The sequence below is a fragment of the Escherichia sp. MOD1-EC6842 genome (genome assembly GCF_002965705.1).
Taxonomy (GTDB): domain Bacteria; phylum Pseudomonadota; class Gammaproteobacteria; order Enterobacterales; family Enterobacteriaceae; genus Escherichia; species Escherichia ruysiae.
In genome coordinates, this window is record NZ_PTRF01000013.1 from 77,882 (window position 1) to 92,519 (window position 14,638).

General features: G+C 53.1%; 11 protein-coding genes. 4 read left to right on the forward strand and 7 right to left on the reverse strand.

Features of this window, described 5'->3' with window-relative positions:
* The first annotated feature begins 9 nt into the window (after positions 1 to 9).
* The 4 genes from A7Z29_RS16115 (at position 10) to gltP (ending at position 4,352) form a co-directional block, all read left to right on the forward strand.
* Positions 10 to 1,728: a heme lyase CcmF/NrfE family subunit gene (locus A7Z29_RS16115; RefSeq protein WP_198599425.1), complete on the forward strand. Its 1,719-nt coding sequence runs from the start codon at positions 10 to 12 to the stop codon at positions 1,726 to 1,728.
* Positions 1,721 to 2,104 carry a heme lyase NrfEFG subunit NrfF gene (gene nrfF, locus A7Z29_RS16120; protein ID WP_105290464.1) on the forward strand — a complete coding sequence of 128 codons (384 nt, stop codon included), beginning with the start codon at positions 1,721 to 1,723 and terminating at the stop codon, positions 2,102 to 2,104. Before A7Z29_RS16115 ends, nrfF begins: the two co-directional genes overlap by 8 nt.
* Positions 2,101 to 2,697 carry a heme lyase NrfEFG subunit NrfG gene (nrfG, locus tag A7Z29_RS16125; RefSeq protein WP_105290465.1) on the forward strand — a complete coding sequence of 199 codons (597 nt, stop codon included), beginning with the start codon at positions 2,101 to 2,103 and terminating at the stop codon, positions 2,695 to 2,697. Before nrfF ends, nrfG begins: the two co-directional genes overlap by 4 nt.
* Positions 2,698 to 3,038: 341 nt before the next feature.
* Complete coding sequence (gene gltP, locus A7Z29_RS16135) at positions 3,039 to 4,352, forward strand: glutamate/aspartate:proton symporter GltP (RefSeq protein WP_000789605.1); 1,314 nt, start codon at positions 3,039 to 3,041, stop codon at positions 4,350 to 4,352.
* Positions 4,353 to 4,434: 82 nt separating this feature from the next.
* On the opposite strand, the gene yjcO is transcribed toward gltP, so the two are convergent.
* From yjcO to yjcS, 7 genes are all read right to left on the reverse strand, one after another.
* Entirely contained in the window at positions 4,435 to 5,124 is a 690-nt protein-coding gene (gene yjcO, locus A7Z29_RS16140) for a Sel1 family TPR-like repeat protein YjcO (protein WP_000719884.1), read from the reverse strand.
* A gap of 93 nt (positions 5,125 to 5,217) precedes the next feature.
* Positions 5,218 to 7,365, reverse strand: coding sequence for a formate dehydrogenase subunit alpha (fdhF, locus tag A7Z29_RS16145; RefSeq protein WP_077629703.1), 2,148 nt, complete (start codon positions 7,363 to 7,365; stop codon positions 5,218 to 5,220).
* Positions 7,366 to 7,562: 197 nt separating this feature from the next.
* Positions 7,563 to 9,029 carry a multidrug efflux transporter outer membrane subunit MdtP gene (gene mdtP, locus A7Z29_RS16150; RefSeq protein WP_105290466.1) on the reverse strand — a complete coding sequence of 489 codons (1,467 nt, stop codon included), beginning with the start codon at positions 9,027 to 9,029 and terminating at the stop codon, positions 7,563 to 7,565.
* The gene (gene mdtO, locus A7Z29_RS16155; RefSeq protein ID WP_105290467.1) at positions 9,026 to 11,077 is read right to left on the reverse strand and encodes a multidrug efflux transporter permease subunit MdtO; all 2,052 of its coding nucleotides are present in this window, start codon (positions 11,075 to 11,077) and stop codon (positions 9,026 to 9,028) included. The genes mdtP and mdtO overlap by 4 nt, the downstream gene beginning before the upstream one ends.
* Positions 11,077 to 12,108, reverse strand: a complete 1,032-nt coding sequence (mdtN, locus tag A7Z29_RS16160) for a multidrug efflux transporter periplasmic adaptor subunit MdtN (protein WP_000446396.1) — start codon at positions 12,106 to 12,108, stop codon at positions 11,077 to 11,079. Before mdtN ends, mdtO begins: the two co-directional genes overlap by 1 nt.
* Before the next feature lie 18 nt (positions 12,109 to 12,126).
* Positions 12,127 to 12,402, reverse strand: coding sequence for a YtcA family lipoprotein (locus tag A7Z29_RS16165; protein WP_010344852.1), 276 nt, complete (start codon positions 12,400 to 12,402; stop codon positions 12,127 to 12,129).
* A 208-nt stretch (positions 12,403 to 12,610) separates the two neighbouring features.
* A complete protein-coding gene (gene yjcS / locus A7Z29_RS16170; protein ID WP_105290468.1) occupies positions 12,611 to 14,596 on the reverse strand; it encodes an alkyl sulfatase YjcS in 1,986 nt (661 codons plus the stop codon).
* Positions 14,597 to 14,638 lie beyond the last annotated feature (42 nt).

Sequence of the window (14,638 nt, forward strand, 5' to 3'; positions counted from 1 at the left end):
AGGTGGTTTCTGGACGTATTCCTTCCTGAAGTCGGTTTTCTGGCGTTGTTGTTAAGTCTTGGGGTCAATGTGTTGACCCCGTTGACGACCTTCGCGGGAGTGCGGTTGCGCTGGCCTGCCATGATGCGACTCACTTGCATCGGCATTCTGGCGCAGTTCGCGCTCCTGCTGCTCGCCTTTGGCGTACTGACGTATTGTTTTCTCATCAGCGATTTCTCGGTCATTTATGTCGCCCAACATAGCTATAGCCTGCTGTCGTGGGAACTCAAACTGGCGGCGGTGTGGGGCGGTCATGAAGGTTCGCTGCTGCTTTGGGTGCTGCTACTTTCCGCCTGGAGCGCGCTGTTTGCCTGGCATTATCGGCAGCAAACCGATCCGTTATTTCCGCTGACGCTAGCCGTTTTATCTCTCATGCTCGCCGCACTGCTACTGTTTGTGGTGCTGTGGTCCGATCCCTTCGTGCGGATATTTCCACCAGCAATCGAAGGCCGCGATCTCAATCCGATGCTGCAACATCCCGGTCTTATCTTCCATCCGCCGCTGCTTTATCTCGGCTATGGCGGTTTGATGGTGGCGGCGAGCGTGGCGCTGGCGAGTTTACTGCGCGGCGAGTTTGATGCGGTCAGCGCCCGAATTTGCTGGCGCTGGGCGTTACCTGGCTGGAGTGCATTAACTGCGGGGATCATCCTCGGTTCCTGGTGGGCCTACTGCGAACTCGGCTGGGGCGGCTGGTGGTTCTGGGATCCGGTGGAAAACGCCTCTTTATTACCCTGGCTTTCTGCCACTGCGCTGCTGCACAGTTTGTCCCTGACACGCCAGCGGGGGATTTTCTGCCACTGGTCGCTGTTACTGGCGATAGTTACTCTGATGCTGTCGCTGCTGGGCACCTTAATTGTCCGTTCTGGCATTCTGGTTTCGGTTCATGCGTTCGCGCTGGATAACGTCCGCGCCGTGCCGTTGTTCAGCCTGTTTGCACTGATTAGCCTTGCGTCTTTGGCTCTGTATGGCTGGCGAGCGCGGGACGGTGGCCCGGCGGTGCGTTTTTCGGGGTTATCGTGGGAAATGTTAATCCTCGCTACGCTGTTGCTGTTTTGCGCAGTGCTACTGATCGTGCTGGTGGGAACGCTTTATCCGATGATTTACGGCCTGCTGGGCTGGGGACGCCTCTCCGTTGGCGCGCCGTATTTTAACCGCGCGACGTTACCGTTTGGTCTGTTGATGCTGGTGGTGATTGTGCTGGCGACGTTTGTCTCTGGCAAACGCGCGCAGCTTCCGGCGCTGGTAGCTCATGCGGGCGTGCTGTTATTTGCCGCCGGGATCGTGGTCTCCAGCGTCAGCCGTCAGGAGATCAGCCTGAATTTACAGCCGGGTCAGCAGGTGACGCTGGCAGGATACACCTTCCGTTTTGAGCGCCTCGATCTACAAGCCAAAGGTAATTACACCAGCGAAAAAGCGATAGTGGCGTTATTTGACCATCAGCAACGTATTGGTGAACTGACACCGGAGCGGCGTTTTTACGAAGCACGTCGTCAGCAAATGATGGAGCCGTCAATTCGCTGGAACGGCATCCATGACTGGTATGCGGTCATGGGAGAAAAAACCGGGCCGGATCGTTACGCTTTTCGTTTGTATGTACAAAGCGGTGTGCGCTGGATCTGGGGGGGAGGATTGTTGATGATTGCGGGCGCATTGTTAAGCGGATGGCGGGGGAGGAAGCGCGATGAATAAAGGACTTCTCACTTTGCTGCTGCTGTTCGCCTGTTTTGCGCGCGCTCAGGTCGTAGACACCTGGCAATTCGCCAGTCCGCAACAACAGGAACAGGCGTTAAGTATTGCCAGTCAGTTACGCTGTCCGCAGTGTCAGAATCAGAACTTACTGGAATCCAACGCGCCGGTGGCAGTCAGTATGCGCCATCAGGTTTACAGCATGGTGGCGGAGGGGAAAAGCGAAGCTGAAATCATTGGCTGGATGACCGAACGCTACGGAGATTTTGTTCGCTATAACCCACCGTTAACGGGTCAGACGCTGGTGTTGTGGGCGCTGCCTGTGGTGTTGTTACTGCTGATGGCACTGATCCTCTGGCGAGTGAGGGCGAAGCGATGAAACACCCCAAAATACCGGTGAAAATGCTGACAACACTCACGATATTGATGGTATTTCTCTGTGTCGGCAGTTATCTGTTAAGCCCAAAATGGCAGGCGGTACGTGCGGAGTATCAGCGTCAGCGCGATCCGCTACATCAGTTTGCCAGCCAGCAAACCCCGGAAGCGCAGCTTCAGGTATTGCAGGATAAAATCCGCGCTAATCCACAAAACAGCGAACAATGGGCGTTACTGGGCGAGTATTACCTGTGGCAAAACGATTACAGTAATTCGCTGCTGGCATACCGTCAGGCGTTGCAACTACGTGGTGAGAACGCTGAACTGTATGCGGCGCTGGCGACGGTGCTTTATTACCAGGCCAGCCAGCATATGACCGCCCAGACTCGCGCAATGATCGACAAAGCCCTCGCGCTGGACGAAAACGAAATTACCGCCCTGATGCTGCTGGCTTCCGATGCTTTTATGCAGGCGAATTACGCGCAGGCCATCGAACTATGGCAAAAAGTGATGGATCTCAATTCACCCAGGGTCAACCGGACACAGTTGGTCGAGTCGATTAATATGGCGAAACTGTTGCAGCGGAGATCGGATTAATCATCTGGTGATGAAGATTATGTCATTGAGCTGCATAAAAAATAATCGAATGAATACATGTAAAAAATAATCACCATTAACGATTATTGCAGATTAAACAAATAAAAATCTTTCCATAACAAATGGTTATTCATATAACCTGTCATAAACTCGCGTTATTATGCATTAATGCAGCGAAAAGCTCTGTTGTTAAAGGGTTGCGCAACATACCGCGCAAATGATACTGATCATAAGCGTTAAAAAAATCTACAAACCAACGCAACACAATTCATGCCCTGGCAGTATGTCACGTTCTCGCGTTTCTGAACGGGGAACGGTGCTCCATTGAGGAAGTCATTCATATGAAAAATATAAAATTCAGCCTGGCCTGGCAGATTCTGTTTGCTATGGTGCTGGGCATTCTCCTGGGAAGCTACCTGCACTACCATAGCGACAGTCGCGAATGGCTGGTCGTCAATTTGCTCTCTCCGGCGGGTGATATCTTCATCCATCTGATCAAAATGATTGTTGTGCCGATTGTGATCTCCACGCTGGTGGTAGGTATCGCGGGTGTTGGTGATGCCAAACAGCTTGGGCGTATTGGCGCGAAAACCATTATCTACTTTGAAGTGATCACCACCGTCGCCATCATTCTGGGGATCACTCTGGCAAACGTCTTCCAGCCCGGTGCCGGGGTGGATATGTCGCAGCTGGCGACCGTCGATATCTCGAAATATCAGAGCACTACGGAAGCGGTACAAAGCAGTTCCCACGGCATTATGGGCACGATTTTGTCGCTGGTGCCGACGAACATTGTGGCGTCGATGGCGAAAGGCGAAATGCTGCCGATCATCTTCTTCTCGGTGCTGTTTGGTCTGGGGCTTTCCTCCCTGCCCGCGACGCATCGTGAACCGCTGGTGACCGTGTTCCGCTCCATCTCTGAAACCATGTTTAAAGTGACTCACATGGTGATGCGTTATGCACCGGTGGGTGTGTTTGCGCTGATTGCGGTGACGGTGGCTAACTTTGGTTTCTCTTCTCTGTGGCCACTGGCGAAACTGGTGCTGCTGGTGCATTTCGCCATTCTGTTCTTCGCGCTGGTAGTGCTGGGAATTGTGGCACGCCTGTGCGGGTTAAGCGTCTGGATCCTGATTCGTATTCTGAAAGATGAGCTGATTCTGGCGTACTCCACTGCCAGCTCTGAAAGCGTACTGCCGCGAATTATTGAGAAGATGGAAGCCTACGGTGCACCAGCGTCAATCACCAGCTTCGTGGTGCCGACCGGTTACTCCTTTAACCTCGATGGTTCGACGCTGTATCAAAGTATTGCCGCTATCTTTATCGCGCAGTTGTATGGAATTGACCTGTCTATCTGGCAGGAAATCATTCTGGTGCTGACGCTGATGGTGACCTCGAAAGGGATTGCTGGCGTGCCGGGTGTGTCGTTTGTGGTGCTGCTGGCAACGCTGGGTAGCGTCGGTATTCCGCTGGAAGGTCTGGCGTTTATTGCCGGTGTTGACCGTATCCTCGACATGGCGCGTACCGCGCTGAACGTGGTGGGTAATGCGCTGGCTGTGCTGGTCATTGCCAAGTGGGAACACAAATTTGACCGCAAAAAGGCGATGGCCTACGAACGTGAAATGCTGGGCAAATTTGATAAGACTGCGGATCAGTAATTGAAGATTGCCGGGGGGGTATATCCACCCGGCAATGTGTGGATGCCTGATGCGACGCTTAACGCGTCTTATCAGGCCTATCTTAACCGTTGGTTAATTTTTCAAACTCTTCACATCCGGTATCAAATCCTTCCATACAGCTCAGGTTCAACCAATGCAGCGCCTTTTGTTTGTTCTTCTCGATAAAACCCTCTTCACCGTTTAAGAACATCATCCCCGCCCAGTACTCGGAATAACCGGTACGGGAAATCGCGGAGCTGCGTTTGAAATACCAGGTTGCTTTGTCATCGTCAGCCGTAATGCCCACGCCGTTGGCGTAAATCAAGCCAAGCAGCATCTGGGCATCAACGGCGGTATCATTCTCTAAATCTTCCGAGGCGTTTTCTAACAGCGAAATCGCCTTCGGATAATCTGGTTTACCCGCCTGGCTATTAACCAGAATATGCGCCAGCGTCACTTCACCTTCTTTACTGCCCGCCTGTGCTGCTTTCTCGGCGAGCACTTTTGCTTGTGGATAGTCCAGACTGACCGGATTGGTGATTTTGATCTGCGCTAACAGCGCGCAGGCATCAGCATCACCGCTGTCGGCGGCTTTCTGTGCCCAATATTCGGCTTTGCTCAAATCGCCGGAGCTAAACCAGCTGTCGGCAAGAAAATATTGTGCGCGTCGATCCCCGGCCTCTGCTGCCTTTAAATACTGGCTGCCAGGCTCGGAGTCGTTCGCGTGGGCAAAGAATGTCAAAAACAACATCAATGCGATAATTTTTTTCATTTTGATAATACGATTGGGTAGGGAGTAACCAGTATAAAGAGTTCGAATGGATAAAAAAACAGCCTCCGAAAGGAGGCTGTAAGAGGGGCTGATTTACGCCAGTGCCGCTTCGCGCAGGCGAGTTTTCAACTTGTTGTACTCGTCAATCACGTACTGCTCGGCGGCGCGCTGATCGGCGATCGGCTCGACGCGCACGGCGCAGTATTTGTACTCCGGCGTTTTCGTAATCGGGCTTAAGTTCTCGGTAACCAGCTCGTTACAGGCACCAATCCACCACTGGTAGGTCATGTAAATCGCCCCTTTGTTCGGACGATCGCTGACCTGCGCACGGGTGATAATTTTGCCTTTACGCGAATGCACCCAAACCAATGCCTCGTCTTCAATACCCAGACGTTTGGCGTCTTCGGTATTAATTTGCGCGTAGCCAGGTTCATCAGCCAGCGCCGCCAGCGCCGCACAGTTACCAGTCATCGAACGACAAGAGTAGTGACCGACTTCACGCACCGTTGACAGCACCATCGGGTACTCATCGGTGAGCTTGTCGATTGGCGCTACCCAGTCGCAGGTGAAGAACTGCGCCAGACCGTTCGGGGTATCAAACTTCTCTTTAAACAGATAAGAAGTCCCCTGATCGGCATCTGAAGTATCGCGGCAAGGCCACTGAATGAAGCCCAGTTCGCCCATTTTCTCGTAAGTCGCACCGTAGAAATCCGGGCACAGATGACGCAACTCATCCCAGATCTCCTGGGTGTTGTTGTAGTGCATCGGATAACCCATACGGGTGGCGATTTCACTGATGATTTGCCAGTCCGTTTTCAGATCCCATTTCGGTTCAACTGCTTTGAAGAAACGCTGGAAGCCACGGTCAGCCGCAGTAAACACGCCTTCATGCTCGCCCCATGAGGTTGACGGTAAAATAACATCCGCCGCCGACGCGGTTTTGGTCATAAAGATGTCCTGAACGATGACCAGTTCCAGATCTTCAAAGGCTTTACGTACTGCCGACAGTTCCGCATCAGTTTGCAGCGGATCTTCGCCCATAATGTACGCCGCACGGACTTCGCCATGCGCCGCACGGTGCGGCAGTTCGCTGATGCGATAACCGGTATGGGCCGGCAGGCTTTCCACGCCCCAGGCTTTGGCGAATTTCTCGCGGTTAGCCGGATCTTTCACGTACTGATAGCCCGGATACGTATCCGGCAGCGCGCCCATATCGCAGGCACCCTGCACGTTGTTCTGACCACGAACCGGGTTAACGCCCGCATGTGGCTTACCGAGGTTACCGGTCAGCATCGCGAGGCTGGTCAGAGAACGCACGGTTTCCACGCCCTGATAGAACTGGGTAACACCCATACCCCACAGAATGGATGCGCTTTCGGCCTGGGCATACATCCGCGCCGCCTGACGAATCTCACTGGCGCTGACGCCGGTGATATCTTCAACCGACTCCGGCGTGTAGCCTTCAACGATTTTACGATACTCTTCAAAGCCTTCTGTGCGAGAAGCGACGAACGCTTTGTCGTACAGATTTTCTTCAATAATGACATGGCCCATCGCATTCAACAGCGCGATGTTCGAGCCGTTTTTCAGTGCGATGTGCATGTCCGCAATGCGCGCGGTTTCAATTTTGCGCGGATCGCAGACGATAATTTTCGCCCCGTTACGTTTAGCGTTAATTACGTGATTCGCCACGATTGGGTGGGAATCTGCCGGGTTGTACCCGAAAACGAACACTAAATCGGTATTATCAATTTCGTTAATGGCATTGCTCATTGCGCCGTTACCGACCGATTGGTGCAGACCTGCAACCGATGGGCCGTGTCAGACGCGAGCGCAGCAGTCAACGTTATTAGTACCAATAACGGCGCGCGCAAATTTTTGCATTACATAGTTGGTTTCGTTACCCGTACCACGCGAGGAGCCGGTCGTCTGGATGGCATCCGGACCGTACTTCTCTTTGATGGCGCTCAGGCGCTCGGCAACGTAATTCAGTGCCTCATCCCAGGAAACAGGTTCGAGTTTGCCGCCACGCTGGCGACGGATCATGGGGGTTTTCAGGCGCGGGGTCAGGATCTGGGTATCGTTAATGAAATCCCAGCCATAATAACCCTTCAGACACAGAGTACCCTGGTTGGTTTTCCCCTGCGCTGCCTCCGCCCGGACGATTTTGCCGTTATCGACGACCAGGTTGATTTTGCAACCTGATGCGCAATATGGGCAAACCGTGACGACTTTTTTCATCGGTCTCGCTCCAGTTAATCAAATCACGCATACGCGCTCTCGACTACAGTATGCATCTTTTATGCCACATTTTATTTGGGGACATTCCTTGATATTACGGGCACTATTTATTCAAAACTCTGACGAAAAACAGGCTGTCGTCAGTTTTGACGTGACGAAACGAAATACCGCGTGACAGCCATCACGCGGCAGACATTTTATTTTTTCTCGGTGCCGGGAGCCGCCTGATACCCGCCGCCCAGCGATTTCATCAACTGAATGCTTTGGATCACGCGGCGGCTATCCAGCATCAGTAATGACATCTCTTCGGCAAGCACCGGCAATTCGGCTTCGGTTGCCTGTAAGCGGCTGGTTAAACCGCGCTTGTAGGCGGCGTCGGCGGCGCGCTGGGTGAAGCGGGTTGCTTCTACGCGTTCTGCCTGCATCTCCCGCTCGTCATTCAGCGTTTGCAGGCGTGTACCGTTGACCGCGACATCGCGCACTGCGTTCAGCACGGACTGGTTGTAGCGTTCAATCATCATGTTGCTGGCGGCGCGAGTGCCTTCGAGATTGGCATTCAACCGTCCACCGTCAAACAGCGGCAATTTCAGGCCTGGAATGAAGTTGAACTGGCGACTGCTTTTTTTGAATAAGGTATCCAGGTGGATGGCATCCAGGCCGAAAAACGCTTTGATATCAAAGCTTGGGTAGAACAGCGCCCGCGCGGAATCCACCTGATTTAATGACGCCTGAACATACCAGCGCATGGCTTGCAGATCCGGACGTCTGGCGAGCAACTCATAAGAGAGTGTCGCCGGAATGCCGGTCTGTACCTGTGGTAACGCCACTGGTTTGATCTCCGGCATATCGCTGGCGCCCGCGCCAGTCAATGCGCGCAGAGATTCTCGTGTTTCAGTGATTTGCCCTTTGACGGCAGCAATTTGTTTATCGACCGCCAGAATCTGCGCCCGCGCGCCGTGGAACGGTACTTGCGCTTCCAGGCCGTGCGCCACTTTGCTCTGATGCGCTTTCACCGCGTAATCAATCACGCTGCGGGTTTGCTCTAACAGATCGAGCATCTGGTAGCTGGCCTGCATACTGTAATAAAGCTGCGCTACGCCTGTAGTGAGCGACAGTTCCACTGCCGCAGTTTCTGCCAGCGCGGCGTTATGCGCGCCAATGGCGGCGGCAACCGCTGAGCGATGTACGCCCCATAAATCGAGATCCAGTCCAGCAAATAAACCTACGGTGGCTTCGGTGTAGTACGGACCATCCATTCCCAGTGCGGGCGCATCCATCGCATAAGGGCTTAAAAAGCCGTTGGCAGAGACGCGCTGGCGGTTGAGCATCCCTAACGCCGCCACCTGCAATTGTGAACCAGCATCTAACAAATCTGCCTGCGACTGCGCTTTTTCTTCCCGCAATTTCGCTTCGGCGAGGGTGTGAGAACCGCTTAACGTCCGTTGGATCAGCGCATCCAGTTGTGGATCATTAAACTGTCTCCACCACTGCGCTTGCGGCCAGCCGGAACTGGCAAGATGAATATCATCGGCAAGTTTGATCTGCTCTGGTTTAAGCTGTTCATGAGGGGCTGAATCCTTACGCACTAACGCACAGCCGGAAATCAGCGTCATGCTGCCGAGAATGCTGCACAACAACAAGCGTGAAAGTTGACGATTGATCATTGAGTGGCTCCTTGTGCCTGTTCCGTGGCGGGCGTTAATGCCGGGGCTGTCCAGTCTGGCAAGCGTGCGATGAGCTGACAGACGTGTTGCTCCTGTTTTAATAAGGTGGGCAGGATGGCCTGCGAGGCGGGTATCTCTTCAAGCGTTATTTGAGGAGAACGGCTGAGCGCGGTTGCCAGACCGGCAGCGTATTTCTCCAGTGCGTCGGCAAAGTGGCTGGCTCTGTCCGGCTGGAGCGCGTGATCCAGCGCCTGAGCCGAGTTCCAGGTGGCATCCCAGGCGTGAAGAATGTCGCGTCCCTGACGAATAACTGTTTGCGAGCGTTCAATCAGTAAGGCGCGTTCATCGCCGTCCAGTTGACGTTCAAGCGCCACGCGTTGGCACATTTCTTCACAGGCATTAAACGCCGCATGTAGACCTATACGAATTTGCAGATAAGTGCGCAGAGCCGTGACTTCCTGCTGGCGCGGGATACGCATCAGTTTGCTTAACATACCCAGCGCGCCAGCCAGTTTTTGCGGCAGTGCACGCGCTTCGCTTTCAGGCCAGACAAAGGTGTAAATCACCGCTGATACCGCCGTACCGATAAGAATGCCGATGGCACGATCGCGTATTTCCACCAGGTCGTAAACCGGACCAAAGACGTTTTCGAGCGTGGCGAGAGCAAAGGTCACCACCATCTGCGTGCCGATATAAGAAGAACGCTCAGAGCTGGTGGCGAACCACGCGCCCACCAGGAAAATCGGTGCCAGTACGAGCAGCAATTCGACAATGTTGTCCAGCCATGGCATGACCAGTAGCGTAAACAGCAACGCCAGAATTGCACCGCAAAAAGCTCCGCCAAAACGTAGCGCCATCTTCTGGTACGAAGAACCGATATTGGGGTTAGCGACGATCACGCAGGTCAGCATACAGGTGTGAATGCCTTCCCAGTCCACGCCGCTGTAGAAGGTGTAACAGATCAAACAGGCCAGCAGCGTTTTTACCGCGTAACGCATATAGTCCGGATTAGTAAAGGCATCGGCGACCATTGACGGCGGTTTGGCGGCGGGCGTTGGCGGCGTGTGCGGGTCCATCTGACCAAGCTGTAACAGTGTCTGGCAAATATTCTCCAGGTTACATTCCCGTGCTGCTATCGCTTCATCTTCACTAAGCCGCCAGTCGCTTTGCCAGCACTGCCCTTTGGCAATGGCATGTTGCAGCTTGTTGATTTCATAGGCTAATTTTTGCCGAAATTCAATGATCGCCTGCGAATCAGCAAAAGAGGTGGGATCGTAGCGATTCAGCGTCGAGTAAATGTAGGTTACCGTTGCCACGCAGCTTTGCCACCATGCGTTATGGGTTCGCCAGTCGGCGTCGTCCGCGAGGCAAAAGACATTCAGTTTTTGCAGCGCCAGCGCCTCTCTTTCAATCCGCGTTTCGGGTAGCGGCGCAAGGCTTTCTGTCAGGTGACGTACCGCGTCATCAAGCCGATCATTAAGCACCTGATGCATCTGCGTAATAGCGCGGCTGGGAAACCACAGCACGCCGATTAACGTCATCAGCAAGGTTGGATAGAGGCCGACAACGATACACCACAGCGTTAAGCGCACGACCACTTCCGGGTAGTCGAGCATGGCGGGGAAGGTTTGCCCGTAAATGGCGACAATGGCGACGGCGAAAAAGACCAGTCCCAGCCGATGGGTGCGCATCAAAAACATGCAGCCCATCAGGACAGGACCTGCGATGATCAATCTGATCAACGGTTCGCCGTATGACCATTTGTAGATCAAAAACAGGCTGCCGATCTCCAGCACCGTGGCAACCACAAACAAGATCGCGACAAATTTGGTGTAAAACGCGTTCGACTGAATACCGTAAAACAGCACCGCTAGTGATAACGCCACGAAGGGGATCTCGAAGGTCATTGAGATCAGAATCACCAGCAGGCAGCCTACCCAGAGCTGCACGGTCTGCGGCACACGACCAGGTCGCCGCTCGCTTAACTCTTCATGAAAGAACGCCAGCAGCCTGACCACCGGTAATGGCAGGGAGTTGAGCGCGCTCATTATTGCGGCTCAAGATTAGCGACTGCCGACGCGCCAATACGGAACATTTCCGGGTCAGGTTTATCGACCATGATTTTGACCGGAAAACGCTGGGCAACGCGAACCCAGTTAATAGAGCGAGACACTTTCGGCAGGCCGCCCAGCACCAGACCGCCGTCATCCGGCAGCACGCCGTAGCCAATGGAATCCACTTTACCCTCGAAGGTTTTGCCGCTGTCGCTCATCAGGCGAATCGTCGCAGGCGTACCGGCATGAATATTTTTCAGATCGGTTTCGCGGAAGTTGGCGATAACGTACCAGTGACGAGTGTCGATTAGCGTGAAAATAGGGCGCATGGCAGAAGCAAATTGCCCAACCGAGGTTTTGAGGGAAATGACCCGACCATCAAACGGCGCGCGGACGGTTGCCATTTCCAGATGCAGTTTGGTTAGCGCGATATCCGCTTCCACCGCCGCACGTTGGGCGACCAGCGCATCGACGCCGCTGACGCCGCTGGCGGCTGACTGCGCCTGCAACAATACGGCATTAAGATCGGCCTCGGCAGCGCGCTGTGCGGTTCTCGCACGGTCAACTTCTTCAGCAGAAACAAAGCCTTCTTTCAGTAATGGCTCGGTACGATGCAATGTATCGCTGGCCTGTTTAGCGGCGGCACGGGCTTTTTCTACCGTAGCGTTAACTGAGTCGGCGCCAAACTGTTGGGCGTTAACACTACGCTGGGTGAGCATAATTTGCTTATCCAGTGCGGCGAGGGAGGCTTCGGCTTTCGCCAGATTCGCTTCGTATGGGCGAGGGTCGATGCGGAACAGCAAATCGCCCTGTTTGACTGCCTGGTTGTCTGTGACTGCCAGTTCCACAATACGACCGCTGACTTCCGGCACTACATCGATGGTATCGGCAGACGCGTAAGCGTCGTTGGTTGATGGCGCACTGTCTACGCGCCAGATAACGAAAACGAGGGCAACCAGCGCCAGCGCAACGACCAGCAGGGCAGGGATCTTACTGCGAGGAGCTTTTTTCGGCGTACTTTCCATGAGCGCATCTCAAATAGATTAGAAAAATGCCAGCCAGAACAGCATGGCGTAGAGAGCAAAAAGGGCGGTATAAATAATTCCGACAAATGCCAGATTGATATTTGCCCTCTGAATAATTCGCCTCGTGATGAGTGTCACAATAAGGCTGGCGATAGCGCAGAAAAACCAGCTGGGATAATAAGCGCCAATCACCGGGATCGCCGGAGATAATGAGCATCCCGAAACCATGATGACGGGAATTATCCAGGCTGCTTTTTTGAATTGCATCACCATGCGAGAGAGAACTGTTGGCATAATAAATACATCCTGTCTGCTGCGAACAATATCTGTAGTGAATATCAATATCCATTGAAGGCGTCAGTATGGCTATTTTCTTGATGAATAAAAATAGCTTTATTCAGCCACCGCATTCATAACTTATATATATTGTGTATTAATTTTCTGTATGTATTTTTAATATAAATACTTTCGGGGGCTTGAATGCCCCCGAAAATGAGTGGAATTAATTCGGGGTTACAATATTCACCCACAAATCGAAATTATCCAGACAAGCAATAATTTCTTCCAGTTTCGCACCATTGCCAATAATTTTGGCTTTCTTCGCTTTTACCAGATCCGCCATTTTCGCCTGTCCGGTCAGCACGGCGTGCAGATCTTCACGGCTAATGTAGAAGGACGCATTGGCTTGCGGTTGCAGCGTTTTACGGTAGTTAAGCACGCTATCGTTCAGGGTCAGGTTGAGGTTATCGCCGTTACTCATATTGAAGTTCAGGCTGATGTTCTTCCCGGCGGCTTTTTCGCTATCGAGGCGAACAGCCATAAAGTCGAACAGCATTTCGACCGACATCCCGCGAATGGTATCCGGGGAACCGGTGGTGCCGTGGCTGAACTTATGTACCCCTTCGCGCAGCTCTTTCGCGCCAGTCAGGTAGAAACCGCGCCAGGTGGCTGACTCCGCCTGATAACCAAGCTGTTCAAAGTTATTGGCTTGCAGATTCTTCGCCACCTGGTCGCCCGGATTGGCGGCAATCACCTGTTTCAGTAACTCTGCCGACCAGCGATAATCTCCCTGCTTGTTTGCTTCTTGCGCCAGGCTGATGACGCGTGCGGAACCGCCCAACGCCTGTACATAACGTTTACCCATCTCCACCTGACCATACGGATGCAGGTTTGCCGGGTTACCGTCGTAATAGCCGAGGTAGAAGTTATATACCGCACGGGCGTTGTGGCTGACAGAACCGTAATAGCCACGGCTGGCCCAGTTATTGGCAAGCGCAGGCGGCAGCTTAATCATGTCGCCGATTTCATTCATGGTGTAGCCCTGGTTTGCCAGGTGCAGGGTCTGGTCGTGAATGTACTTGATAGTATCGCGATATTTACCAATATAATCATTGATATGCTTATTGCCCCATACCGGCCAGGTGTGCGGCATAAACAGGACTTCCGCTTCGTTACCCCACATATCCAGCGTTTCGTTCAGGTACTCGGTCCATTTGCTGGTATCGCGGGTTTTCGCGCCGCGCAGAGTGTAGAAGTTGTGCAGGGTATGAGTGGCGTTCTCGGCGGTACACAGGGCTTTCAGTGCCGGAATATAGAAGTGCATTTCCGCTGGCGCTTCGCTGCCAGGGGTCATCAGGAAGTCAAACTCCAGACCGTCGATAATCATCTTCTCGCCAGTTCTGACGATTGTTTTGGTTGGCGCAATAATGCTTGGATCACCGGTTGCCAGCGTCACGCCGAGACCGTTACCCACGTTACCCTGCGCGTTGTGCGGCAGTAACAGGCCGTAAGAGTAGAGCGCACGGCGGCTCATAATGTTACCCGCCAGTACGTTTTCACTGATGGCTTCGTCCATAAATCCAGCAGGGGCAATCACCTGCACTTTGCCCGATTTAACATCAGCTTCGGAGATAATGCCTTTTACGCCGCCATAGTGGTCGGTGTGGCTGTGGGTGTAGATAACCGCAACAATCGGTTTTTGCGGACGATGCTGGAAGTAAAGGTCAAGGGCGGCTTTTGCGGCAGGCGGTGTTACCAGCGGGTCGATAACAATAATGCCTTTCTCGCCTTCCACGAACGTAATGTTGGAGATGTCCTGGCCGCGCACCTGATACATTTTATCGGTGACTTTGAACAGGCCAGAAATACCGTTGATCTGTGACTGACGCCACAGGCTGGGGTTTACCGTTTCCGGCGCAGCGGCATTAATATCAAATTTGTAATCGTCCGCGCGGTAGTAAACTTTGCCGTTCGCATCACGCAGAATACCTTCATCGAGCAGCGGGGCGATAAATCCGCGCTGGGCATCGTCAAAATCTTGACGATCGCTAAACGGTAATGATTTGGCGTAATTCTGATTAACCTGTTGCGTATATTGGGAGGCGGCTTTCGCTTCCTCTTTCGCGTAAGCGGTATTTACTATCATGCCGCTGGCGGCAGTTAACGCAATAACAATCCTGCTCAAACGGAATAACCGAGAGTTATTCATATAAATCTCCATTTATCATTTGTGTCGTAAATATGTAATCCA